General features: G+C 64.2%; 22 protein-coding genes and 1 tRNA gene. 11 read left to right on the top strand and 12 right to left on the bottom strand.

Translation table 11 applies throughout. The features are described 5' to 3' along the window. Positions 1–8: 8 nt before the first annotated feature. Positions 9–884 carry a branched-chain amino acid ABC transporter permease gene (locus tag Q0743_RS06325; RefSeq protein WP_298240715.1) on the top strand — a complete coding sequence of 292 codons (876 nt, stop codon included), beginning with the start codon at positions 9–11 and terminating at the stop codon, positions 882–884. Further along, a complete protein-coding gene (locus Q0743_RS06320; RefSeq protein ID WP_298240714.1) occupies positions 881–3,421 on the top strand; it encodes a branched-chain amino acid ABC transporter ATP-binding protein/permease in 2,541 nt (846 codons plus the stop codon). Before Q0743_RS06325 ends, Q0743_RS06320 begins: the two co-directional genes overlap by 4 nt. Before the next feature lie 6 nt (positions 3,422–3,427). On the opposite strand, the gene Q0743_RS06315 is transcribed toward Q0743_RS06320, so the two are convergent. After that, positions 3,428–4,411, bottom strand: coding sequence for a tripartite tricarboxylate transporter substrate binding protein (locus tag Q0743_RS06315; protein WP_298240713.1), 984 nt, complete (start codon positions 4,409–4,411; stop codon positions 3,428–3,430). Positions 4,412–4,860: 449 nt separating this feature from the next. On the opposite strand from Q0743_RS06315, the gene Q0743_RS06310 reads away from it, so the two are divergent. From Q0743_RS06310 to Q0743_RS06290, 5 genes are all read left to right on the top strand, one after another. Further along, the gene (locus Q0743_RS06310) at positions 4,861–5,490 is read left to right on the top strand and encodes a hypothetical protein (protein ID WP_298240712.1); all 630 of its coding nucleotides are present in this window, start codon (positions 4,861–4,863) and stop codon (positions 5,488–5,490) included. After that, complete coding sequence (locus Q0743_RS06305; RefSeq protein WP_367184853.1) at positions 5,487–5,759, top strand: HGGxSTG domain-containing protein; 273 nt, start codon at positions 5,487–5,489, stop codon at positions 5,757–5,759. The genes Q0743_RS06310 and Q0743_RS06305 overlap by 4 nt, the downstream gene beginning before the upstream one ends. 183 nt (positions 5,760–5,942) lie before the next feature. Then, complete coding sequence (locus Q0743_RS06300; RefSeq protein ID WP_298240711.1) at positions 5,943–7,259, top strand: AAA family ATPase; 1,317 nt, start codon at positions 5,943–5,945, stop codon at positions 7,257–7,259. After that, complete coding sequence (locus Q0743_RS06295) at positions 7,256–8,140, top strand: DUF4435 domain-containing protein (RefSeq protein ID WP_298240710.1); 885 nt, start codon at positions 7,256–7,258, stop codon at positions 8,138–8,140. Before Q0743_RS06300 ends, Q0743_RS06295 begins: the two co-directional genes overlap by 4 nt. 473 nt (positions 8,141–8,613) lie before the next feature. Further along, positions 8,614–9,870 carry an MFS transporter gene (locus Q0743_RS06290; protein ID WP_298240709.1) on the top strand — a complete coding sequence of 419 codons (1,257 nt, stop codon included), beginning with the start codon at positions 8,614–8,616 and terminating at the stop codon, positions 9,868–9,870. A 49-nt stretch (positions 9,871–9,919) separates the two neighbouring features. Here Q0743_RS06290 and Q0743_RS06285 read toward each other — a convergent pair whose 3' ends face one another. Next, on the bottom strand, positions 9,920–10,795 hold the full coding sequence (locus Q0743_RS06285) for an outer membrane beta-barrel protein (protein ID WP_298240708.1): 876 nt from the start codon (positions 10,793–10,795) through the stop codon (positions 9,920–9,922). A 299-nt stretch (positions 10,796–11,094) separates the two neighbouring features. Here Q0743_RS06285 and Q0743_RS06280 point away from each other — a divergent pair, with 299 nt between their 5' ends. The 3 genes from Q0743_RS06280 to Q0743_RS06270 all read left to right on the top strand — a co-directional run bounded on the left by Q0743_RS06280 (position 11,095) and on the right by Q0743_RS06270 (position 14,848). Continuing rightward, positions 11,095–12,300: a M20/M25/M40 family metallo-hydrolase gene (locus tag Q0743_RS06280; protein ID WP_298240707.1), complete on the top strand. Its 1,206-nt coding sequence runs from the start codon at positions 11,095–11,097 to the stop codon at positions 12,298–12,300. A 124-nt stretch (positions 12,301–12,424) separates the two neighbouring features. Continuing rightward, positions 12,425–13,513, top strand: coding sequence for a mandelate racemase/muconate lactonizing enzyme family protein (locus Q0743_RS06275; RefSeq protein ID WP_298240706.1), 1,089 nt, complete (start codon positions 12,425–12,427; stop codon positions 13,511–13,513). Between the two features lie 186 nt (positions 13,514–13,699). Then, a complete protein-coding gene (locus Q0743_RS06270; RefSeq protein ID WP_298240705.1) occupies positions 13,700–14,848 on the top strand; it encodes an amidohydrolase in 1,149 nt (382 codons plus the stop codon). Here the strand turns inward: Q0743_RS06270 and Q0743_RS06265 are convergent. The 6 genes from Q0743_RS06265 to Q0743_RS06240 all read right to left on the bottom strand — a co-directional run bounded on the left by Q0743_RS06265 (position 14,845) and on the right by Q0743_RS06240 (position 21,450). Beyond that, a complete protein-coding gene (locus Q0743_RS06265) occupies positions 14,845–16,032 on the bottom strand; it encodes a CoA transferase (RefSeq protein ID WP_298240704.1) in 1,188 nt (395 codons plus the stop codon). The genes Q0743_RS06270 and Q0743_RS06265 overlap by 4 nt on opposite strands. An 81-nt stretch (positions 16,033–16,113) precedes the next feature. Further along, a complete protein-coding gene (locus Q0743_RS06260) occupies positions 16,114–18,399 on the bottom strand; it encodes a heavy metal translocating P-type ATPase (protein ID WP_298240703.1) in 2,286 nt (761 codons plus the stop codon). A gap of 49 nt (positions 18,400–18,448) precedes the next feature. Next, a complete protein-coding gene (locus Q0743_RS06255) occupies positions 18,449–18,895 on the bottom strand; it encodes an EF-hand domain-containing protein (protein WP_298240702.1) in 447 nt (148 codons plus the stop codon). A 155-nt stretch (positions 18,896–19,050) separates the two neighbouring features. Next, positions 19,051–19,245 (bottom strand): DUF2783 domain-containing protein, encoded by a 195-nt coding sequence (locus Q0743_RS06250; protein ID WP_298240701.1) that lies wholly within the window; start codon positions 19,243–19,245, stop codon positions 19,051–19,053. Next, positions 19,242–20,879 (bottom strand): FAD-dependent oxidoreductase, encoded by a 1,638-nt coding sequence (locus Q0743_RS06245; RefSeq protein ID WP_298240700.1) that lies wholly within the window; start codon positions 20,877–20,879, stop codon positions 19,242–19,244. Before Q0743_RS06245 ends, Q0743_RS06250 begins: the two co-directional genes overlap by 4 nt. A 28-nt stretch (positions 20,880–20,907) precedes the next feature. Continuing rightward, positions 20,908–21,450, bottom strand: coding sequence for a VOC family protein (locus Q0743_RS06240; protein ID WP_298240699.1), 543 nt, complete (start codon positions 21,448–21,450; stop codon positions 20,908–20,910). A gap of 95 nt (positions 21,451–21,545) precedes the next feature. Between Q0743_RS06240 and Q0743_RS06235 the strand changes: the two genes are divergently transcribed. Further along, positions 21,546–22,064, top strand: coding sequence for a MarR family winged helix-turn-helix transcriptional regulator (locus Q0743_RS06235; protein WP_298240698.1), 519 nt, complete (start codon positions 21,546–21,548; stop codon positions 22,062–22,064). Positions 22,065–22,118: 54 nt separating this feature from the next. Here the strand turns inward: Q0743_RS06235 and Q0743_RS06230 are convergent, their stop codons facing one another. From Q0743_RS06230 to Q0743_RS06215, 4 genes are all read right to left on the bottom strand, one after another. Beyond that, positions 22,119–23,390 (bottom strand): hypothetical protein, encoded by a 1,272-nt coding sequence (locus Q0743_RS06230; RefSeq protein WP_298240697.1) that lies wholly within the window; start codon positions 23,388–23,390, stop codon positions 22,119–22,121. A gap of 36 nt (positions 23,391–23,426) precedes the next feature. Then, entirely contained in the window at positions 23,427–23,663 is a 237-nt protein-coding gene (locus Q0743_RS06225) for a thioredoxin family protein (protein WP_298240696.1), read from the bottom strand. A gap of 18 nt (positions 23,664–23,681) precedes the next feature. Beyond that, positions 23,682–24,740 carry a permease gene (locus Q0743_RS06220; RefSeq protein WP_298240695.1) on the bottom strand — a complete coding sequence of 353 codons (1,059 nt, stop codon included), beginning with the start codon at positions 24,738–24,740 and terminating at the stop codon, positions 23,682–23,684. Between the two features lie 350 nt (positions 24,741–25,090). Then, positions 25,091–25,165: transfer RNA gene (locus Q0743_RS06215), tRNA-Gln, on the bottom strand. Between the last annotated feature and the right edge of the window lie 11 nt (positions 25,166–25,176).

Raw genomic sequence — 25,176 nt, 5'->3', positions numbered from 1 at the left:
GACGCAACATGCAGTTCGAGTTCTTAGCGGAACAGGTGGTGAATGGCCTCGTGCTCGGAGGCTATTACCTGCTCATCGCGCTCGGGCTGTCGCTGATCTTCTCCGTGGGCGGCATCGTCAATCTCGCCCATGGTGCCTTCTATGCGTTAGGGGCCTATGTCTGCGTCGAGCTGACGAAGCGTCTCGGCTTCGGCCCCTCCGTTGTTGTCTCCCCCTTCGCGGTCGCCCTGCTCGGCATCCTGTTCGAGCGCTTCATCCTGCGCCGGTTCTACACCGCCGATCCGATCCTGAGCCTGCTCGTGACCTTCGGCCTTGCGATGGTCGCGGAACAGGCGATCCGCATGATCTGGGGCGCCGCGCCCGTCTCCACCGAAATCCCGCAGAGCTTTCGCGGCTCGGTCATCGTCGGTGATTTCCTGTTCTCGCGCTATCGCCTGCTGATCCTCGCCGTGGTCGCCGCGATCCTGCTCGGCGTCTGGCTGCTGTTGCAAAAGACCTCGTTCGGACGTGTGGTGCGCGCCGGCATCCAGCGGCCCGACATGGTCGCCGCGCTCGGCATCCGCCTGCAGCCCTATATGACCGCGATCGTCATGCTCGGCGTCGGCATGGCCGCACTCGGCGGCGCCTTCTTCGCACCGATCACGACGGTGCACCCGGCGATGGGCGCCGAGATCATGACCATCGCCTTCGTCGTGGTCGTGATCGGGGGCCTCGGCAGCTTCTGGGGCGTCGTCATCGCAGCACTCCTCGTCGGCGTGGTGCGCGGTGTCGCCATCCATTTCGAGCCCGCGGCCGGCGAAGCCTCGATCTACATCTTGATGTTCCTGGTGCTGCTGGTGCGTCCGCGCGGCCTGCTCGGCGAACGCATCGAGAAGTTCGAATGAGACCGGCCTCCGCCATCGACAGGCTGAAGCCGCTCTTGATCGCGACCCTTGCGGTCATCGCGCTGCCGTTCCTGCTGAGAGCATTCGGGCTGTCGCTGAACACGGGCACGTGGATCGTCGGCCTTGCGATCGCGACGATGGGGCTCAATCTCTGCATCGGCTATACCGGCCTCGTCTCGTTCGGCCACAGCGCCTGGTTCGGCGTCGGCGCCTATGCCGCCGGCCTGATCCAGCTGCGCTACTTCCCTGGTGAAATCTGGCTGCCGCTCGTGGGATCGATGGTCGTCGTCGCCATCGCTGCGACGGCCATCGGCATGCTGATCCTGCGCCGGCGCGGCGTCTATTTCTCGCTGCTGACCTTGGCACTGGCAGCCCTCGTCTACACCACCGCCTTCCGCTGGACGAGCCTGACCGGCGGCGAGGACGGGCTTGGCGGGCTGAAGCGCGGCAGCATCGGCACCCTCAGCCTCGACGCCGCGCTCAACTACTATGTCGTGGTCGCGCTGATCGGGCTTGCGGTGCTCTACGTGCTGATGCGCCTGGTGCGCTCGCCGTTCGGCCATGTGCTGGTCGCAATCCGCGAGAACCAGTTGCGCGCGAGCTTTCAGGGCTATCCGGTCGAGCGCTACAAGCTCGCGGTGTTCGTGATCTCGGCCGTCGTCACCGGGCTCGCCGGCGCGCTGATCGGCTTTCTCAACTACCTCGTCTCGGCCGAAGCGGTCTCGGTGCCGTTCGCCGGCGAGCTGCTGGCCATGGTCGTGATCGGCGGCATGCGCAGCCTGCTGGGTCCAGCACTCGGCGCACTGTTCTTCATCCTGTTCCGCGAGCTGTTCTCGATCTGGACGTCGGACTGGCTGTTCTGGTTCGGCCTCACCTTCGTGGCCTTCGTGATGTATTCGCCCGGCGGCCTCGTCGGCATCGGTTCGCTGATCATGCGGCGCCTGCGCCCCCTCACGGAAGAAACCGCTGCGATGAGCCGCCGCAAGATCTATGACGGCCTGCCGCTCCCTGACTTCCTGCGGCCGGAGGCACTCAAGGGCACCGTGTTGGACGTCAGCGGCGTCTTCCGAAATTTCGGCGGCATCCGCGCCGTCGAGAACGCCAGCATCACGGTTGCCGCCGGCGAGATCCACGCGCTGATCGGGCCAAACGGCGCCGGCAAGACCACGCTGTTCAACCTGATCTCCGGCCTCTACGCGCCCGACCGCGGCACCATCCGCCTGAACGGTCGCGACATCGCCGGTGTTCCCGCCGATCTGATCTGCCATCAGGGGCTGGCGCGCTCGTTCCAGATCACCAATCTGTTTCGCGGCCTCTCGATCTACGAGAACCTCCGCCTGTCGCTGCAGGCGCGCCGGCCCATGCGCTTCAACGTCTGGAACGACATCGATGCCTACCAGGACATCCACGCCGAGACCGCGGCGCTCGTCAAATTCCTCGGGCTCGAAGGCATCGAGGAGATCGAGGGCGGCGAGCTCTCCTATGGCGGGCAGCGCCTGGTCGACCTCGGCATCGCGCTTGGCTCAAAGCCGCAGGTGCTGCTGCTGGACGAGCCGCTGGCGGGTCTTGCCGCGGCGGAGCGCGAGCGCGTGTCGAACCTCGTCAGGAACATCGCGGCCAACATCCCGGTGCTGATCGTCGAGCACGACATCGACCGCGTGCTCGGCTTCTCGCAGATCGTGACCGTGATGAACCAGGGCGCCGTGCTGATGTCGGACTGCCCCAAAGCCGTGCGCGCCGACCTGCGGGTGCAGGAGATCTATACCGGCAAGGGCATTCCCGCCGTTGTCCATCAGCACAACATCGGAGATGCCGGTGCCCGCGAGACCGTGTTGCGGCTCGAGGGCGTCAACACCTTCTACGGCAAGAGCCACATCCTCAACGACGCCGCGCTCGACGTCCGCGCGGGCGAGATCGTCGCGCTGCTCGGGCGCAACGGCGCCGGCAAGTCGACGCTGCTCAAGACCGTCGCCGGCCTCGTGCCGGCGGCCTCAGGCTCCATCGCCTATCGCGGCGCGGATATCGCGCGGCTTCCCGCACCCGACATCGCCCGCCGCGGCGTCGGCTACGTGCCACAGGGCCGCGGGCTGTTCGCCGGCATGACCGTGCGCGAGAACCTCGCGCTCGGGCGCCTCGCCCGCAAGACCGACGGCAGCGACGGCGTGGTGTGGGACGAGGAGCAGATCCTGCACTATTTCCCGCGCCTGAAGGAACGCATGAACATCGCCGCCGACTACCTCTCCGGCGGAGAGCAGCAGATGGTGGCGGTCGCGCGTGCCATGTCGGGCAATGTGCGCCTGTTGCTGCTGGACGAGCCGTTCGAGGGCCTCGCGCCGGCGGTGACGCTCGAGCTGTTCGGGGTGTTCGACCAGCTCCGCACGCAGATGTCGATCGTGATCGTCGAGCACAATCTCGACCTCGTGCTTGCGCTCGCCGACCGCGTCTTCGCGCTGGAGCGCGGCGCGGTGTTCCATCAGGGACCGGCAGCGCCGCTGCGCGACGATCTCGGCTATCGCAAGCAGATTCTTTGGCTCTAGCCGCGCCTACTCCGCCTTGATGTTCGCCGCCGCCACGACCTCGGCGAGGTCCTTCGTCTCCTTTGCGATCTTGGCGGCGTAGTCGGCGGGGCTGAGCACGCTGACGACGCCTTGCGAGCCGAGCTTCTCCGCGACCGCCGGATCCCTGGCCGCCGCGATGATCTCCTGGTGCAGCGTCTGAAGGATCGGCGCCGGCGTCGCCTTCGGCATGAAGAAGCCGACCCAGAACGAGATGTCGAAGCCGGGATAGCCAGCTTCCGCAACGGTGGGCACGTCGGGCAGTGAGGGCAACCGCTCGGCCGAGGATACTGCGAGCGCACGCAGCTTGCCGGCCTTGACCAGCGGCACCGCGGAGAGCGGATCGAACACGGCCAGCACCTCCTGCGCGAGGAGGCCGACCTCGGAGGCCGAGCCGCCACGATAGGGCACATGGATCAGCTTGATGCCGGCCTTCTGACTCAGCAGCTCCATGGCGAGATGGGCAAGGTTGCCGTTGCCGCCCGAGCCGTAGGCGAGCGCACCGGGCGCGGCCTTCGCGGCCGCGACGAGATCGGCGACAGTCTTGATGTCAGCGGTCTTGGGATTCTCCGGATTGACCACCAGCACCAGCGGCGCCGAGACGACGGTGGTGAGCGGCGCGAAATCCTTTTCAGGGTCGTAGCGGATATCCTTGAACAGCGTCTTGTTGAGCGTGATGGTGGAGGAGTTGCAGGCGAGCATGGTGTAGCCGTCGCCCTCGGCATGCGCGACACCTTCGGCGGCGATCATGCCGTTGGCGCCGGCACGGTTCTCGACGACGAAGGGCTGCCCGAGCTTGTTACTGATGCGATCGCCGATGATGCGCGCGACGACATCGACCGGCCCGCCCGCGCTGAAGCCGACCATGACCTTGACCGGCCGCACCGGATATTTCTGGGCCATGGCCCCCGTCGACAGCGCAGCGGCGCACAATCCGGCGATGACAGCCAGCAGACGGGCGGTTCGTTGCATCGGTTTTCTCCCCAGACCTCGCGGCGCCGCTTGTGCATGTTTGTTGGTGCGGCGCATCCGGGGATCATGAATAGCCGTCGCGCCGGATTTCGCAATCGCGTTTGGGCGCCGGCATTCCGCCGCACGGCAGGTCCACACCGCTTCCAACAAAAAATGCGAAAACAACCCCATGCACAGTAGACGGCCCCTGTCGAAACAAGGACTTACGCCAGGCCGAAGCCTTCGGATGTTACGAAATCGATTTTGACTCGTCGGGCAAAACAGGGGCATATTGCCATCATCGCGATCCGCGTGAGCAATCGGCCTCCATCCTCATGTGGGCCTCGCCTCGATCGCGCACAAGCCCAGCATCGACATTCGAAAACGCAACCGCCGCACGGCAACCGACAGGGCCGGCTTCGCACGAGGAGCCTGCTCGCGCGTGCCGTGGGCTCAGAGGAGACATCGACATGACAACAGCCATGACACGCAACAGCACGACGCCAATCGCCAAATACGGCAGCAGGTCCACCCCGCGGGTCAAGCTCACCGGACAGCGGATCGCAATTCAGCATCCGGACGCGGAGACCGGCGAGCATTTGATGGGCGAAGCGCTCGGCGCCGTCGATCAGGACGCCCTGCATGGCATCCTCAAGCAATTGATGAAAGCCAGCGTAATCCTGCAGAAGCCCGACGAGGACAATCTAGCTTTCATGATCTCGATGATGAAAGGCATTGCGCCGCGGGATTCCCTCGAGACCATGCTGACGGCGCAGATGGTGTCCGTCCACGTCGCGACCATGCGCTTTGCCTGCCGCCTCGCCTTTGCCGAAGGCATTCCGCAGCAGGAGGGCCTTTCGCGCACATTGACCCGGCTGGCCCGCACCTTCGCGGCGCAGATGGAAGCCCTCAATCGCCACCGCGGCAATGGCGAGCGCCCGATCACGGTGCAGAACCTGTCGGTGCAGGACGGCGGCAGCGCGATCGTGGGGAATGTCGCGCAGCACGCGCATCTGATCGCTGCCGAGCCGGGCACGGCGATACATCAGGGCCAACACGAACACGACCGCGCCAACGCCTCGATTGGCGGCGCCCCATGAGTGCTGGTCACACCCGCAACACGGGCGCGATGTCTTCGAGCCCGCGCTGCGGCGCCGGGACTCGCGCAGGCCACACCTGCCGCGCGCCGGCGATGCGCGGCAAGACCCGTTGCCGCCTGCACGGCGGCGCCCCAGGATCCGGGGCGCCACGGGGCAACCGCAACGCGCGCAAGCACGGCGCGTTCACGAGCGACGTGATTGCAGAGCAAAGAGCCGCAATGGAGTTGCTCGATGAGACGGGGAGGATGCTACGAAAGTTGAAGCCATAGCGGCCGCTAAAGCCAACTCCCCTGAACAGAGATTCTTGCTGGCCTCAGACGAAGCCTGCTCGATGTGCTTTCGTTCGAATTTTAGCCCGCCACCTAGCCTTCTACAGAGCTACATACTCCGGCACTACAGAATGCGAAGCGCTACATCTGGCGCGGGTGCTAGCTTGAAAAGCAAACTCAAAGATGCTCTCATCCAATAGCAAGCAACAAGCGAACCGTGCAATGCATCATATACGCCGAATTGAAGTGGAAGGATTTTGGGAGACTCATAGTCTTAGGCTCAGGCTCGATCCCGATGTCAACTTCTTCATTGGCCCGAACGGTACGGGCAAAACAACACTAATCAATCTGATTGCTGCTGCGCTCACGATTGATCTTCCGACGCTAGCGCGAATTCCCTTTAAGAAAATCACCATCATACTGAATTCGACAAAAGAAGAAAAATCGCCGTCCATAGTTGTCACGAAGATTGTAGCAAACGAACGCTCCAATACCGCCATCGAATGGCGCATACGTAAAACCGAAGCTGGCGAAGAAGCTCGATTCGTGATGGGCGACCCCGAAGAGGTCGTACTCCGAGGCGATCGTGTCGTTCGCCGATGGACCACCGAGGCTCATCGACGACGATCTCCCGCGTTGTCCAAACTTCTATCAGATTTGGTCCAAGTCCAATGGTTATCGGTCCACCGCGCCATTTCCGACTATTCGGAGCGGGACGCTCGCGCTTATGAATCGATGGTCGATAGAAAGCTTGAAACCTTATCGAACGAGCTGGTCCGCTACTTCGCGACATTCTCCAAACAAAAGGACGACAAAGTCCGAGAATTCCAAGAATACATTTTCGTTTCCTTACTTCAGCTCCCTAGCGTCGGCCAGATTTTCGACAGGAACGAAGTCGGCCGATCCCAAGAACACGAAATGACGATGGCCGAGATCTTCAAGGAACTACACGTTCAGAATTCTGGGATAGACAAGCTCATTAAGTCGTTCTTTGAACGAGCCCAAGCCGCTCTCAATAAGGCGACAGATCAAGGAATAACCGCCGAAGACTTCGCTCTTCTTGTTTCCCTAAGAAAGATAAGCGAGGTAACAGAGCGATGGCACAAACTACAAGAGCAACTAAAGGTTATCTTCGCCCAGCGAGATCAATTTATTACGATCGTCAACGATCTACTTCAGAGAAAGAAAGTTGAGATTAGCGACAGCAATGAACTTGTCTTCATTAGCCGCAGCGGAAAAGCGTTGACCGCCGAAATGCTATCCAGCGGAGAGAAGCAGCTTCTCATCTTGCTCAGCGAGGTTCTCCTGCAGCGCCAACGCCCCTCAGTTTATATAGCGGACGAACCTGAGCTGTCGTTACATGTGAGTTGGCAGGAGAAGCTTGTACCTAGCTTGCGCGCTCTCAATGAACACGCGCAAATCATTGCGGCTACACATTCGCCTGACATCGTTGGCTCTCTGGCGGACAAGACGTTCGACATGGAGACTATAATCCCATGAGCTTTCGTCGGACTCCGAGCGGGATAGCCAATCTCCATCTGTTTTTTCGCGTAGACTCGATCGTATTTTGCGAAGGCGGGGAGCCATTGGGAGTAACTGCGGCTCTTTCTGGCGGCGGCGACGAATCCACATTGGACTGCGATTTTTGGCGTCGCACGGCATCTTTTCTTGGTGCGAAGCGGACTTACCATTTCAAGTCGATTGGCAGTAAATCGACGCTAAAACTGATCGCACAGGACGCCACAACGCATTCCATAGCCACGGCAATCGTTTGCTTTGACCGAGATTTCGACTGGCATTGTCAGCGTGAGCTGACCCAGAGTAGGGTAGCTTATACTTACGGATACAGTTGGGAGAATGACGCGATCTCAGAGATTGCATTGGAAGGTGTTTTTCTTCGATTTTTTCCACGTGATGCTAGAGGCCAGGAAATTTTGACGAGCATCTCGAATGAAATGGCTCGCTTTAAGAAGGACGTACAGCCTTGGTGCGAGAGCGAAATCGCTCTTTCGTTTCGTGGCCATAAACCTATTTTTGATAGGAACAAGCCTCTTGCTTCGATCGACCTTAATGCAACGCCCCCTCGATTTTCCCATGAGAGAGCGCGTCAAATGCTAATTGGGGCCGGCTATGCGCGCCGCCCAAGGCGCAAAATTATGGTCTCCAACTCGCATACCCTGCAGCATTGCTGGGGCAAAATGGTGTCGCGATTTGGCTTCCACTTGTTCACAAAATTGGTGACACAGGTTCACGCGGAATTTCGTCTGACCTACGACGCATTCATGAGGTTGATGACGTCTGAAACGTTTGAAGCCATGTCCAAGGGAAAGCTTCCCGAACTTGAAAAGCATTTTAAGCGGTATACGGAGATCTTCACGTAATTTGAAATGTTGCTTCACGTGGCGCTTTGGGGATACAGGGAGCGCTACGGCACCGATATGAGAAGATCATGACGATCACGCGCAAAACATTAAGGTTCCCCTAGATTGAGATCTAGCTACTGCGCGCGCTTGAGGCGACTATTGCAGAACGACACTGCTGGAGCTACCGCGCTCGAGTTAGAGATAAACTAGACGAGATCAAGACATTAAGGTGCTGAGCTTATTCGGAAAGAGAGTTGAACGCTGCCTTCATTGTTGTAAACAATTTGGCGTCACCTTGAGAGAGGGTAGGCGGCGAAGCTCAGATCAGTGCTTGGTGGTGTCCGCGAAAGCGAGCGTCCCTCGTTCGAGCGGACCTAGAGCGCGCGACTAACACACCACATTTCGGAATGAGATGGAGGCCTCAGCTGCCAAGATTGGCTGTTCCCTTGCCACCTCGTATTCCATCCCAAAGTTGCCGGGACGAAACACTCATGGAGACTGCCACCACCGACGACGCGGGACATGCGACCCGCGCACTGATTTTTGCGCTCGTCGCGCTCGCCTGCGGCCACATGCTCTCGACATTGCTGCGCACCATTCCCGCAATCAGCCTCGACCTCATGGCCGCGGATTTCCATCTCGAGCCGCAGGCGCTGGCGAGCCTCACTTCGGTTTATCATTTCGCTTTTGCCGCGTCGCAGATCCCGGTCGGCGCGGCGATGGACCGCTTCGGCGTGCGACCGGTATCGCTGAGCCTGCTTGCGGGAACCGTGGTCGGCGCGATTGCGTCGGGGTTTGCGACCGACGCTGCGAGCTTTGCGGTCGGACAGTTCATGCTGGGGGTTGCGACCTCGGGCATGCTGATGTGTCCGATGACGCTGGCGGCGAAGCAATTGTCTGCGGCGCGCTTCGGCCTCTGGTCCGGCGCGATCCTCTCGATCGGCAATATCGGCATGCTCTTGTCGGCGAGCCCGCTGGCCTTCGTGGTCGATCAATATGGCTGGCGCGCGGGGTTCTGGATCTCGGCGCTCGGCGGCGTCGCGGTGGCGCTGGCGGTGTTCGTGCTGGTGCCGAACCAGCCGGCCGAGCACAAGGACTCGTCCTCGCCGCTGTCGCAGATGATCGAGGTGCTCAGGCTCGGCCTGTCGCGGCCCCTGCGCGGGCTGATCGCGCTCGCGATGGTGTCGCTGGCGACCTCGCTGGTGCTGCGCGGGCTGTGGGGCGGGCCATGGCTGATGGAGATCAAGGGCCTGTCGCGGGTCGAGGCCGGCAATCAGCTCGGCGCCTACACGCTGGCGATGATCGCGGGCCCGCTGCTGATGGGCATGATCGACCGCAAGGTCGGCCGCCGCCGCGACCTCGTCGCCGGCACGCATGCAGTCGCGGCCGTGCTGGTTGCTCTGATGGCGCTGGGCGCACCGCATTATGCGGTTGCCTGGCTGTTTGGCGTGCCGGTCATGCCGCCGCGATATGATCTCGCGCTGTTCGTGCTGATCGGGCTTGCGACCTCCGCACAGCCGCTGCTGTTCGGCATGTGCCGGCAATTGGTGGACGCGCAAACCGCGGGCAAGGCGCTGGCCGCGGTGAACCTCGCCTTTTTCCTCGGCACCGCCCTGATGCAGTCGGTCACCGGTGCAGTGGCCGCCTTCGCCGGGCTGCCGGCGGTGCTGCTGTTCATGGCAGCGATGCTGGCATTCGGCGTGCTGGTTTTCCTGGCCTATACATCGCCGCTGCGCGGGACGAGCTGAGCACTTCGCTCACGCCATCCCCAAGCTTCGCGGCCGCCGTGGGGCCCGATCAGTACTTCGCGACCACCGGCCCGCCGAAGCGATAATTGACCCTGACGGTAGCCTGTTCGACGGTCAGGCGGGAACTCGAGGTGCCCGTTGCGAACACGCCGCCCAACCCGTCGGGAACGGTGAAGGTGACGCTGCGGCTGCCGAAGTCGGTGTAGCGGTATTCGCCGGCCAGGCTCCAGTTCGGGTTGAACGCCCATTCGACGCCGCCTCCGACGGTCCAGCCCCAGCGCGTGGTCGAGCCGCCGTTCGTTGCCGTGAACGTTCCCGCCGGGATGCCAATGCCCGGCCCGTTGACGACGGTGGTTCGCGAACCGCCGATCTCGGCGACGGCGGCACCGCCAGTGACGTAGAACAACGTCCGATCCACCGTGACGCCGGCGCGACCGCGGAAGCTGGCCATCCAGTCGATATGACCAAAATCGACCGTCACCGTCTGGGTCACGGCAGGCGCAAAGAGCGGGGCGCCGAAGGTGCGCGATGCGCTGGCGCTGGACCCATTCAAGCCGGTGCCGACCACGTCGGCCTCGACGCCGAGCACGAACTGCTGGACCTGCCAATTGTAGCCGATCTGCCCGCCGCCGATGACACCGCTGCGGCGGCCATCACCAGCAAGGGTGCCGATCTGACCAGGGACAAGTGTCGGCACGGCTGCGACCGGAGGAAGGACGATAAAACCAGGGAACAGCAATCCGCCATCACTGCCGCCGCTGCTGGGAGTCCAGGCGCCACCGACATTGGCGCCGACGTAGAAGCCGGTCCAGCTGAAGGCCTGTGCGGCGACCGGCATCGGTCTCGCCTTGACCGCCATATCCGCGGCATTCGCCGCCCCGACACCGAACAATAAGGCACTTCCCGCAATGGCCGCGATCCGCATCATTGCCCCCAATATGTTTCGGCAAGGTCTTGGCGTGCCGCGGCGCCAGAAAACACCTTAGGCTAGAGGCGAATCGCGGCCGAAGCTGTCACCAGACAGCAACATCCGGACACATTATGCGCGCGACGCCATGCCCGCGTCGGCCGATCCCTCGCCCGGCCCCAGGGCGAGGTCGAGGCCGCTTCCGGGACCATGCGCACCTGGCAACGCAGCGCCAGACTTCATGCGTCGAGGCCGCCTTGCACAACCGCGTGCTGCGGGGGATGCTGACAAGCATCGCGCATCAAGGGAATGAACTCATGCCTGTCGACACCAAAGCCGCCACCGACCGCCTCATGCGCTTCCTCGCCGTCGAGGGCGTGACCGGACAGGAGGCGGCGATCGGGCGCGAGCTCACGGCCGCGCTGACGGAGGCCGGCGTGCCGGCCGAGGCGATCCGCCTCGACGATGCCAACACGCGCATTCCCGTGCCGACCGAGACCGGCAACCTCATCGTCGACCTGCCCGGCCGCGGCGCGCTGCACAACCAGCCGCGCATCATGTTCATGACCCACATGGACACTGTGCCGCTCTGCGCCGGCGCCAAGCCGAAGAAATCGGGCCGCAAGATCGTCAACGAGGCCAAGACCGCGCTCGGCGGCGACAATCGCTGCGGCTGCGGCGTGCTGGTGACGCTGGCGGCCGAGCTCGAGAAGCAGAAGCTCGATCACCCGCCGATCACGCTGCTGTTTTGCGTCCGCGAGGAGAGCGGGCTCTACGGCGCGCGCCACGTCAAGCTGGACGAGCTCGGCTCGCCCGTGATGGCCTTCAACTATGACGGCGGCTCGGCCTCGAACGTCGTGATCGGTGCGGTCGGCGCCGATCGCTGGACTGTCGAGATCTTCGGCCGCGCCTCGCATGCCGGCGTCGCGCCGGAGCGCGGCATCTCCTCGACCATGATCATGGCGCTGGCTTTGGCCGACGTGAAGGCCGGCGGCTGGTTCGGCAAGGTGGTGAAGGGCAAGGGCGCAAGCGCGCGGATGGGCACCAGCAATGTCGGCCCCGTCACCGGCGGCGAGGGCCGCCCCGCGGGCGATGCCACCAATGTCGTCACCGATTACGTGCATGTGCGCGGCGAATGCCGCAGCCATGACGGCAAGTTCTTCAAGGAGATCACCAAGGCCTACAAGACCGCGTTCGAGAAGGCGGCCAGGAAGGTGACGAACGCACAAGGCAAGTCCGGCAAGGTCAAGTTCAAGGCCGAGACCGACTATTTTCCGTTCCGCATGAAGGACAGCCAGCCCGTCATCAAGCGCGCGGTCGAGGCCGTGTCCGCGGTCGGCGGCACGCCGAACGTCCGCACCGCCAATGGCGGCCTCGACGCCAACTGGATGGTCCGTCACGGCATTCCGACCGTGACCTTCGGCGCCGGCCAGAACGAGGCGCACACGGTGGACGAATGGATCAACCTCGACGAATACGACCGCGCCTGCGCGCTGGCGCTGCACGTTGCGACAATGCGGTGAGAAGTCCGTAGGGTGGGCTAGCCGAAGGCGTAACCCACCAACTTCGTTCGGCAAACGTCGAAGCATGGTGGGTTACGCTGCGCTAACCCACCCTACGAAGCAAAAAGAAAAATCGGGAGGCCCCATGCCGCGCATCGCAAATATCGAATCCGCCCTCTACCGGATCCCCCTCCCCGTCACGCTGTCCGACTCTACCCATGGTGAGATCACCGCGTTCGAGCTCATCACCTGCCGCATCCGCGATGCCGACGGCGCCGAGGGCGTGGGCTACACCTATACGGTGGGGCGCAATGGCGGAGCGACGGCGGACATCCTCAAGCGTGAGATCCCGCCACTGGTCGAGGGCCGCGAGGCCGACGATACCGAGGCGATCTGGCATCACGTCTGGTGGGCGCTGCATTATGGGGGGCGCGGCGGGCCGGTGGTGCTGGCGCTCTCGGCGCTCGACATCGCGCTGTGGGACTTGAAGGCGCGTCGGGCCAAGCTGCCGCTGTATCGATTGCTCGGCGGCTTCGACGCGCGCGTGCCCTGCTATGCCGGCGGCATCGACCTCGATCTCTCCGTGGAGGAACTGCTCGCGCAGACCGACGGCAATCTCGCCAAGGGCTTTCGCGCCATCAAGATGAAGGTCGGCCGGCCGGACCTGAAATCCGACGTCGCCAAGGTCTCCGCGATGCGACAACATCTCGGCGACGGTTTTCCGCTGATGGCGGATGCCAACATGAAGTGGACGGTCGAGGAGGCCATCCGCGCCGCCCGCGCCTTCGTGCCCTACGACCTCACCTGGCTGGAAGAGCCGATCATTCCCGACGACGTCGCCGGGCATGCGCGCATCATGCAGGCCGGCGGCGTGCCGATCGCGGCAGGGGAGAATCTGCGCTCGCTGTGGGAGTTCAAGAACTACATCACCAGCGGCGCGGTGTCCTATCCCGAGCCCGACGTCACCAATTGCGGCGGCGTCTCCGCCTTCATGAAGATCGCACGGCTGGCGGAGGCCTTCAACCTGCCCGTCACCAGCCACGGTGCGCACGACATCACCGTGCATCTGCTCGCCGCCTGCCCGAACCGCTCTTACCTTGAGGCGCACGGGTTCGGCCTCGACAAGTACATCGCGCATCCGCTGGTGCTCGAGGACGGCAAGGCATTGGCGCCGGATCGCCCGGGACACGGGATCAGCTTCGACTGGAAGGGGCTGGCGACGCTGGCGGCGTAGAGCTCCGTCATGCCCGGGCTTGTCCCGGGCATCCACGTTCTTTGTGCCGAGCGGAAGACGTGGATGGCCGGGTCAAGCCCGGCCATGACGATGTGCCTGCACGCGAGCCATTCCCCAACGCGGGATGCGAGCCGCGGATAATCCGCTATGGTGGCGGCAACCGACATTGTGCGAGAGACCGCGACCTTGACACCCGAGCTGCACCAGAAACTGACCGCGTGGCGCCAACACCTGCATGCGCACCCGGAGCTGTCGCTCCAGGAACAAGCCACCGCTGCCTTCGTGCAGGACAAGCTCACCGAGCTGGGCATTCCCTTCGAGGCGGGCATCGGCGGCCACGGCGTCGTCGCGACCTTGACCCGCGGGCACGCGCAAAGGCGGGTCGGCCTGCGCGCCGACATGGATGCGCTGCCGATCACCGAGGATACCGGGCTTGCCTACGCCTCGAAGACATCGGGCGTGATGCATGCCTGCGGCCATGACGGACACACCGCCTCGCTGCTCGGCGCGGCCGCGCTGCTCGCGGCCGACTCCAGCTGGAGCGGCACGGTCGATTTCATCTTCCAGCCGGCCGAGGAAGGCTTTGGCGGCTCGCGCGCGATGGTCGCGGCCGGCCTATTCGACCGCTTTCCGATGGAGCGCGTGTTCGGCTTTCACAATTGGCCGGGCCTTGCCGCCGGCACCGTCGCCGTGCACGACGGCGTCGTCATGGCCTCGGGCGGCCGCATCACCATCACCATCGAGGGCCATGCCGGGCACGCCGGCATGCCGCATCTGACGCGCGATCCGGTGGTGGCGGCCGGTCATCTGATCGTGGCCCTGCAATCGGTAGTCGCGCGCAGCGTCGATCCGCTCGACACCGCCGTGCTGTCGCTCTGCACCATCGAAGGCGGCACCGCGCCGAACCAGATCGCCGGACGCGTGACCATCCGCGGCACGCTGCGCTACCACCGCGAGGCTGTGAAGGACGTCATCCTCGACGGCATCGAACGGAGCTGCGCCGGGGTCGCAACCAGCTTCGGCGTCAAGGTGACGCCCGAAATCGTCTGGGGCGTCGGCGTGGTGGTCAACACGCCTGATGAGGCCGGCCTTGCGCGCATCGCCGCGGAGAAGGTGCGCGCCGAGCTGCGCCGCGACCTCGCCCCCAGCATGGCCGGCGAGGATTTTGCCCATTATCTGCAGCAGCGGCCGGGCGCCTTCGTCTGGATCGGTAACGGGCCCTTGCGCGACGGCGCCGAGCTGCACGGCCCGCGCTACGATTTCAACGACGCAATCCTGCCCGTAGCGTCGGGCTGGATGGCCGAGGTGGCGAAGGCCGCGCTCGCGTCGAACTAGATGATCCCGCCTTGCCGAAGCGCCGCTATCTCGGCTTCGTTGTAACCGAGCTCTCCGAGCACGAGATCGGTGTGCTCGCCGAGCGTCGGCGGGCGGTGCGCGATCTCGCCCGGCGTCTCCGAGAGACGCACGGCCGCCCGTGTCACCGGCGCAGGCTTCGGCAGGCCGGGATAGTCGACGTCCTGCATGAAGCCGGCGGCGCGGATATGCGGATGATCCAGCGCCTGTTGCGGCGAGAGCACGGGCCCGGTCGGGATCATGGCCTCGCCCAGCGTATCGACGGCCTCCTGCGTGGTGCGCTCGGCGCACCAGCGCGCCATCCGCTCGCTGATGACCGCGCCGTTGTTGCCGCGGCTGATGTCGTCGGCAAAACGCGGATCCTTCAGCCACAGCTCCTCCTCGCCCATCAGCCGCGCCCAGCGCTTGAACAGCGGATGGCCGGTGACCTGGCACAGCACCCAGCCATCCCTGGTGCGGTAGATGTCCGCGGGCGCTGCGGTCTGGCCGAGATTGCCCGTCGGCACGCGATTGACGTTGATGACCGCCTGCTCGATCAGCGTCGCATTGGTGAAAGACAACGCGGTTGCGAGCAGCGCGCCCTCGACGACCTGCCCGCGCCCTGATTTGCCGCGCTCGATCAGCGCGGCAAGCGTGCCGAACGCGCAATGCAGCGCGGTGCCGAAATCGACCCAGTTCACCGCGGCGCGATACGGCGGATCGCCCGCGCCCGTCATGTACACCGATCCCGACATCACCTGCCCGACGCCGTCGAAGCCGACGCGATCGGACCAGGGCCCCGGCCCGCCGAACGCGGTTGCCGTCGTCAGGATGATGTCGGGCTTGATCGCCTTCAGGGACTCGTAGTCGAGCTTCATCGCGCGCAAGGTCTGCGGCGGCAGATTGGCGACCACAACGTCCGCGGTCGCGATCAGCCGGCGCATCACCTCCTGCCCTTCCGGCTTCATCGGGTCGAGCGTGACGCACTTCTTGTTGCGGTTGACCTGGAGAAACAGCGCGCCTTCGCCGTTCTCGCCGACCGGCGCCACGAAGCGATCCTCACTGCCGTCACGCTTCTCGACACGAATGACCTCGGCGCCGAATTCGGCCAGCAAGGTCGCACAATAGGGACCTGCGATATAGCGCCCGAAATCGAGCACACGCACGCCCTCCAGAACTCCTCCCATCGAACCCTTCCCTGTTGTTTTGACCAGATTACAGGGACTGGCTGGCAGGGCAAGTTGGGAAGCGACACAAGCGGCTGTCGCCTAGGGCGCGACGGCCTCGTAGATATCCTCCTCCTGGGCCGTGTGCATGCGCACCAGCGTTTCGATCGCCTCGATCACGCGCTGAGCGTCCCGAATAAGGTAGCGGTCGATTTTCTCCGACGGCAGGTCCTCCGCGATCCGGGCGAGCAGCCGCGCCAGATGCAGGATCTCGCGATGCGCACGGCTCATGGCAGAGAGTCCGTGGCGGTCGCGCAAGACTTCCGTGAGCTTCGGATAGACGCTGTCCTCATCCTCGCGCTCGTGCATCACGACGCTGCCCTGGACCAGTCGGTCGGCTTCACCAATCAAAGCGGCGGCGGATTCGGGCACCGCATCGTCCAGCGCATCGACGATATGGCGGAGACGATCGAGATCCCTGAGCAGGGCCTGATGATCGTGATGCAACGTCAGCCCCTGCTCCGCGGTGAGGCGCGGACCGCCCCTCGGGTGGGGCGGATTCAGCGCTCGCAATGCGTTCAGAATCACGGCCACGTCGATCACCTCCTGAACGATCGCGGCGGGTACCGGATCGAGCCAGCCAAGGCTGGCAGCCGCCATTGCCGCCAGCGACAGCCCCATTCCGACGAAGATGCTTTGCAGGGCAATGCGCCGCGCGCGCTGCGCGATGACGATCGCTTCGCCGACCCGATCGAGCCGATCGGTGAGAATCACCACATCTGCCGCCTCGGAGGAGGCGCTTGCGCCGCGTGCGCCGAGCGCAATCCCCGTGTCAGCCACGGCCAGTGCCGGGGCGTCATTGATGCCGTCGCCGACCATGATGGTCGGATGCAGCCGCTGTTCGCTCCGCACGGCCTCGACCTTGTCCGAGGGAACGCGGTCGGCCAGCACGGCATCGAGATCCAGCGCTGCCCCGATGGCCTGCGCCGCGGCGGCGCGATCACCCGTGACCATCACCATCCGCGCGATGCCGGCATCGCGCAGCAGCCGGATCGCACGCGGCGTATCGGCGCGCAATTCGTCCGCGAGCAGCAACGCGCCGACGAGACGCCCGTCCACCGCGACGAAGACGATCAGCGCCGAACGCCACGAGGCACGTCGAATCGCCCGCAATTCCCATGGCGAGAGCTCGGCGTGCGAGAGCACCATCTCCCGCGAACCCGCCATGACCTGGCGTCCGTCGATCCGGCCGCTGAGGCCGGAGCCCATGGTCTCCTTGACGTGTTCCGGCGGCTTCAGCGTGAGCCCCCGGGCGAGGGCCGCAGCGACGACGGCCTTCGCAAGCACGTGGTGCGAGGCCTGCTCGAGCGAGGCCCCGAGCATGAGGACCTCATCCGGATCCTCGCCCGGCGCAACCTCTACGGACAGCAATCGCGCCCCGCCCACCGTCAGGGTGCCGGTCTTGTCGAACAGCACCGTGTGCGCACGGGCCAAGGCCTCCAGCGCCTTGCCGCCCTTGACCAGGATGCCGCGGCGGGCCGCTCGCGCCACCCCGGCGATGAAGGCGACAGGTGCGGCCAGGATCAGGGGGCACGGCGTCGCGGCCACCAGCACGGCAAGGCTGCGGGTCACGTCGCCGGAGATGCGCCATGCCACAAACGAGATGACGAGCGTTACCGGCAGATAGATCAGCGCATACCGGTCCGCCAGACGCACGAAGGGAGCTCTCGCCGTTTGCGCCGCAGTCACCATGCGCACGATGCCCGCATAGGTGCTCTCGCTGGCCGCCGCGGTCACGGTCAATTGGAAGGTCTCGCCCGCATTCAGAGAGCCGGACAGAACGGCGCTTCCGCGCCTCTTCTCCACCGGAATAGGCTCGCCGCTCACCGCGGACTCGTCGATCGCAGCGAAGGCCGACGCAACGACACCGTCGACCGGCACGATCTCGCCGGCCTTCACCAGCAGTTCTTCGCCGACCGCGACGTCCTCGATCGGAACATCCTCGATCCGCACGCCGGACTTGCGATGGACCTGCCGCGGCGCCCGGTCAACCAGCGATCGCAGATCGTGCTCCGCCCGTGCGATCGCGATCTCCTCCAGCACGTTGCCGCCGGAATACATCAGCGCGACCACGGCGCCTGCGAGCGGCTGTCCGAGCGCCAACGCCGCGCTCATCGACAGCAGCGCGATCGCGTCCACGCCGACGCGGCCTCGCAGGAGGTCCTGGACGATCGAGACCGCCAATCCCGCAATCACGGGCGCCGTGCCGATCGCCCACGCGGCATCGGCGAGATCAGGCCGGCCCGCCGCTCGCGCGAGGATACCTGCAGCCAAACCTGCGATTGCGATCGCAACCAGAGCCCATCGCAAGATTCGATCAAACGACATGGTTTGCAAACAACATGGCTTGGCGCGCCCGCCCTTCGCTTTCCACGCGCTATTGCTGCGGGGCGGCGCTCTTGTTCCGGTGCATGAACGTCATCATCTCGTCCGGCGTGAGCTTGCCGTCCTTGTCGCGATCCATGGCCTTGAAAATTCGTTCGTGCGCGGCTTGAAACTCGGGCAGCGAGACGGTCCCGTCGCCATCGGCATCCATCAGGGCGAAGATGATGCGGAAGGCAACCGGCGGCGCCATGGCGTCAGCGCCCATCGCGCCTTGTCCCTTCATGCCCATCATTCCGCGCCCCATCATTCCCATCATGTCTCCACCGCGCGTCGGGCTCTGCCGTTCGACGGGTGGGTTGGCAGGAGGACTCGCCTGCGGCGACGCCGGCGCCTGCTCCTGTCCGGGATGATGGCCCTGATGGTCCGCCGACGATTGAGCCAAAGCCGGATGGCCCAGGATGGCGAACAGCAACGCTGCAGCAACGGTTCGACCTAGCATGGCACGTCCTCCGGCCCTGTGTGGGCTCCAAGAGGTTGTCGAACTTTGCCGAATGTACCTTGAGCCAAGTCAAGAAAGCGGCGAGATCGCGCAACGGAACCTCCGCCGGCACTGCCGGCGGCCCCCACGCGACCTCTTCTGCCGATGAGGCTGACCTAACCGCCGGCGGTGCGGGCGCAGCCGATCGCCTCTTTCAGCACCTCGCGGTCGCCGATGTGATTGGCGAGCAGCAGGATCAGCCGGGCGTTCATGCGCAGCGCCTGCTCCTCGTCGAGATCGCGCTGGTTGTTGATCAGCTCGGCGTAGAAGTCGTCGGGATCGGCGATGTTCGGTGAGAGGTTGAGCATCATGCCGCAAGCTCCGTCCGGTCGGCGGTGTCGTGCCCGGAGGCGCGCAGCGCCGCATCCGTGATCTTCGCTTCGTCGAATCCGCTCCAGCGTGCGGCGACATATTGGTCCGGGCGGAACAGGTAGGTGGTCCCGGGCGAGGCGCCATAGCGCTGCGCAAGGACACCGGTGGGATCCTCGATGTCGCGGCCGACGAGAATGAGCTTCGCCGTGAACGGCCCCACGGCGATCTCCGTCTTGTCGCTCACCTTGCCGAAGGCCACGACCGTGAAGCCGTCGCCGAGACAATGCAGGAACCAGCCCGGCTTGCCATCCATCGTGATCGGCGCATCGGCCGCATTCGTGCCGGGCCGCAAGCCGCCCGGCACGGCGCCGTGGTCGGGCGTGTTGAGCGCCGACGTCACGTAAGGGGTCGGCGTCGAGAGCCGGCCGCTGTTGACCAGCGGCCGCGCAAAGCCGTGATGTCGGGCGAGCTCCAGCACCGCGTCGCGGAAGTAGCGGCTCGGCTTCGTCTTCGGCGTGATGAAGTCGGTGGCCCGCGTCGAGTTCAGGATGTTGTCGTCAGCGGCATAGGCACGCTCCTCGTGATAGCTGTCGAGCAGCGCTTCCGAGGCTTCGCCGCGCAGCACCATCGCGAGCTTCCAGGCGAGATTGTCGATGTCCTGGACGCCGGTATTGGCACCGCGGGCACCGAACGGCGAGACCTGATGTGCAGCGTCGCCCGCGAACAGCACCCGGCCTTGCCGGAAATTGTCGATGCGCCGGCAGGCGAACTGATAGATCGAGACCCATTCGAGCGCGAACTCGGTGTCCTCGCCGAGCATGGCGCGGATGCGCGGGATTACCCGCTCGGGCCGCTTCTCCTCCTCGGGATTGGCGTCCCAGCCGAGCTGGAAGTCGATGCGCCAGATGTTGCCCGCCTGCCGATGCAGCAGCACCGACTGGCCGGGATGGAACGGCGGATCGAACCAGAACCAGCGCTCGGTCGGGAAGTCCGCCTTCATGGCGACGTCGGCGATCAGGAAGCGATCCTGGAAGAACTGCCCGGTGAACTCGGCACCCACCATCTTCCGCACGTCGGAGTTGGCACCGTCACAGGCAATCACCCATTGCGCCTCCATGGTGAAGATGCCGTCGGGCGTTTCCACCGCCAGCGTCGCATGGTCGGCGGCCTGCTTGAGACTGAGGAGACGGTGCTTCCAGCGCAGCTCGATCAGCGGATTGGCCCGGCATTTGGCCACCAGCATCTCTTCCAGGTGATATTGCTGCAGATTGATCATGGCCGGCCATTGGTGGTCGGCCTCGGGCAACAGATCGAACTGGTAGGACAGCTCGTCCTGGAAGAACACCTTCCCGACATTCCAGCTCACGCCGCGCTCGACCATGGGCGCCGCGCAGCCGAGGCGGTCCCATATTTCGAGCGGACGCTTGGCATAGCAGACCGCGCGCGAGCCGATCGAGACGGTGTCGTTGTCGTCGAGCACCACGACCGGCTGGCCGCGCGCCGCGCAGTCGAGCGCCGCGGTGAGGCCGATGGGACCCGCGCCGACCACCACGATCGGATGCCGCTTCACGATCCCCTCGGCCTGCTCCCGGGAACGCCGATAGCCGAACTTCGGATAGATGTAGCTCGTCATGTTCGCTTCCTGATGCACGTGCCGGGGATCAATGCGCGTCCGCGAATTCCTTTTCGTGCATCCAGGCGGTGTGGCGCGGCGGACGCTTGGTGCGCGACCATTCCTCGACCATCTCGTGCGCGACCGACTTCATGCGCTCGATCTGTTCCGGCGTGGCCGTCCAGGCCGCGATCTCCAGGCGGTGGCCGCTGGGATCGCGGAAATAGATCGATTTGAAGATGGCGTGGTCGGTGACGCCGACGACATCGAGGCCGGCGGCTTCCGCGCGCGCCTTGGCCTCATCGAGCTCGGCAAGGTCCTTGACCTGGAAGGCGATGTGCTGGGTCCAGTCCGGCGTGTTGGGATCGCGGCCCATCGGCGGCGAGTTCGGCAGCTCGAAGAAGGCGAGGATGTTGCCGTTCCCGGCATCGAGGAAGATGTGCATGTAGGGATCCGGCGCCTTGGTCGAAGGCACGCGATCCTCGGCGATGGCGCCGAGCAGATCCATGTTCATGACCTTCTTGTAGAACTCGACCGTGGCCTTGGCGTCGACGCAGCGATAGGCGACGTGATGGATCTTCTCGATCTTCATGATTTTCGCTCCCTGGTTTTGCCGTTGCGAAATTCGTATCAGATGTTACTATTTTCTGGATTTGATCTGGATCAACCGGCTCGGAAGAATCTGCCATGGACCGGCGAGGCGGAAGCGGCGTGATGGGACGTTCGGGCGAGTCGCGAGGGCAGGAAGCGACCGAGCGCGGTGCGGCGCAGGATAATGGCGAGCTCGACCTGCAGCGTTATTTTCCTTACCGGCTGGCGCGTCTCGCCGAGCAGGTGTCGCTGGCCGTTGCCGAGGTCTATTCCGAGCGCTTTGCGCTGACGCGGCAGGAATGGCGTGTGCTCGCCATTCTCGGCGCACGCCCGGAGATTGCGACCAAGGAGATCGGTCCGCTGACGACGCTCGACAAGATGCAGGTCAGCCGCGCCGTCCAGGGACTGGAAGCGCGCGGCATCGCGAGCCGCAAGCACCATCCCGACGACCGGCGCGAGCTGATCGTCTCGCTGACGCCGGCCGGCCGCGCGCTCTATCGCAAGATCGTGCCTTTCGCGCTGGCGCGCGAGACCGAGCTGCTCGGCGCGCTGACCGCCGCGGAGGTGAAGGTGCTCGACCGTGTGATGCACAAGCTGTCGGCCGCGTTGGGCTAGCTGGTGCGGCTCAACCCAACGTCATCTCGCCCTCGGCGACCTTCCGGATCGCATTCAAACCACGAAGACCGGCGCGAACCCACCGCCGGGTGTCCGGAAATTCGTCGCCTGCCCCTGATAGAGACGAGCTGCCGTCAGCAATACCTGGCCATGGTAGAAGTAGAGCCGAACATCCATTTTGCGAGGTTGAGCCATTCCGTCCAGCCGGACAATACGTTCGCTCGGTACTGCAAACTCCTGGGCGACATATCCGCCTTGGATAATTTCGGCCCATGCACCCTTGGTGACTTTGGCGCCTCGATACACCGCCTTGCTGCCATAGCCCGTCGCCGGCTTGAAGAACCAGTTCTTGCGTGTCGTCCAGAGGTGTTCTGCGTTCTCCGATGTGACGAGAACGGTGCGCGGGACCCCGGCGAGAGCCTGAAGCGCATCCGCCGGAACTCCCCACGACTTCAACAGCGCCCGATCGGAGAGCAGCGCCAGATTGCGCTTGTCAGCGAACAGGGCATGCACGTGCGGATTGGGCGTCACAACGACAACCCCATCAAGGTAGGCCGCCCGCAGATTCGCATGCTCAGGCTTCTCAAGGGCGAAATCGACCACGCGATTGTAGACGAGATCAATGGTCCGGTCGCCCAACCTCAACTCACCGTCGGCGTAAGCCAGAGCACGCGAATCCGCGATGACTGCATCGATGCCGTGCCTCAGGAAGAACTGTCTTGCCAGCAGGAATTCCGGATACAGATATTGCCCCTCCGGATCGTCGTCGACGATGGCAATCCGTCCAGGCCTGCCCTTCCCTCGCTGGCTGATCCACTCATCGATGAACATGCGCAAGACGGCGGGTTCGAATTCATCGAGGTGAGACCTCATCAGTCCGGTCTCGACCTCACGGCAGCAGGCGCGCTGCGCCTTGGCGAGCAGGGCATTGAGAAAGGCGCCGCCCGCATTCGTGTTCACCTCGATCAACTTGGGGCCGCTAGAACCGACATGGAAGTCGTAACCCATGAAGGATCCTCGCGGGCCAAAATTCCTTGCAGCAATCGGAGGAGCCCAGGACAACGACGCATCCCGATAGGCCGGCACTTCCGCCACGGTCTCGATCGCGCGAACGACCCGAGCCATCTCTCGTGTGACCGCCTCCGACAGAAATACGGGCGCATTCGAGAAGAGGTTTGGGCGCTCTTTGGCAAGGCTCACGCAGATCTCGCGATCGCCTGCTTCCCTTTCCACCTCCCGGCACAGGGCGTCGTGGTCGAGCGTAATGCAGAAGCATTCGCGATTGAGAAGATCGGAAATTGCCGAGGCGCGTAGAATGTCGTCCATCAAATGATCCTCGGTTCTAGGCGCGATGCGCTGGAGCTAGGATGTCAGCCAGCGCGCCAGATCTTCGGGCTTCGGCAGGCCGCCTGCATGCATCACCTTGCCGTCGATGACGACGCCCGGTGTCGCGGCGATGCCGTAGCCGGCGATGGCCGCATAGTCGGTCACCTTCTCGATCTCGACGGGAACACCGAGCTTGTCCGCCTCCTTCTGAACCATCTCGGCCGTCGCGACGCAGCGCTTGCAGCCGGGGCCGAGAACCTTCACTTCCCTCATGATCCTTCTCCGTAATGGCTAGAAGAGGAGATTGAACAGAAAGCCGACACCGAGAATGCCGGTGCCGACGACCCCGACGAAGACGGCGATCAGCCGGATCGTCAGGACCTTACGCAGGATAATCAGCTCGGGCAGCGACAGCGCGATCACCGACATCATGAACGCCAGAACGGTTCCAAGCGCTGCTCCCTTCGCGAGCAGGGCCTCGACGATCGGGATGATGCCGGCAGCATTGGAGTACATGGGGATGCCGATCGCGACCGCGGCGGGCACCGACCACCACGCCCCTCGTCCCATGATGGTCGCCAGCAGATCCTCGGGCACATAGCCGTGGATGAAGGCACCGACGGCGATACCCGCGATGATCCACGGCCAGACCTTGCCGACGATCTCATGGACGGCATCAACGCCCGCCTTGATACGATCGACGACCGAGAGTTCTTCCGCCGGAAGATCGGCCGCGCCGGCACGGACGTTGCGGACCCACTCCTCCAGCCAATGCTCGAGCTTGAACCGACCGATGACCCAGCCGGAGACGATGGCAACCGCGAGCCCGAAGCCAAGATAAGTGAGCGCCACTTTCCATCCGACGAGCCCGAACAAGAGGCCGAGCGCCACCTCATTCACCATCGGCGCCGAGATCAAGAACGAAAAGGTGACACCGAGCGGCACGCCGGCGCTGACAAAGCCAATGAACAGCGGAACGGCGGAGCAAGAGCAGAAGGGGGTGACGATGCCAAGCGACGCCGCCAGCACGTTGCCGACCCCCTCGCGCTTGCCGGCAAGCAGCGCCTTCGTCTTGTCCGGCGAAAAGAAACTGCGCACCACGCCCATGCCGAACACGACGAGCGTGAGCAGCATGAGCACCTTCGGCGTGTCATAGGCGAAGAAGCTGATGGCTTGGCCGAGTTGACTGTTCGGATCGACGCCCGTCGATGCGACGACCCACCGCGAGAATGGAATGAGCTGGCTGTAGAGCGTGCCCCAGGCAAGCAATGCGGCGGCTGTCCATCCAATCCATTTTGCGGCCGATGAGCGCGCGCCCGGCACTTGCTCGGAGACGAAATTGAAGCTCATGCGGCCAGGCCTTTCCCCGATCGTCCGGCAGCGGGGGCGATCCCCTCGTAAGCGCGACCACCTTCCGGAGAGCGCTTCGGCCCCCGGCGATTGCCGCCCCACCGGTCGTCGCGAAAGCTTATGCGCCGGACCGCCAACTCGATTTGCGATTGATCAATCTTCGCCCCTTCGCAGCGCCTCGTGCCTCATGCAGAGTTGCAACAGGGTTCTCGAGCCAGCGGCAAGCCTCCAGCTGCGAGCATGGCAAAAGCCGACAGAGCGCCCCGGTGCCAGCGGCAACGTGTTGCAGATCGGTGCAGCAGATCCCCAGCAAGGCGTTGCGCCAGCAATTTCAGGACCCGCGGAGCTGCTGGCTGGGGCGGGAGGGATCGAACCTCCGAATGGCGGAATCAAAATCCGCTGCCTTACCGCTTGGCTACGCCCCATCAGCGGGGAA

The organism is uncultured Bradyrhizobium sp. (assembly GCF_936943645.1).
GTDB lineage: Bacteria > Pseudomonadota > Alphaproteobacteria > Rhizobiales > Xanthobacteraceae > Bradyrhizobium.
The sequence above is the reverse complement of the archived record's forward strand: the minus strand, read 5'-3'. Positions and strand labels throughout refer to the sequence as shown.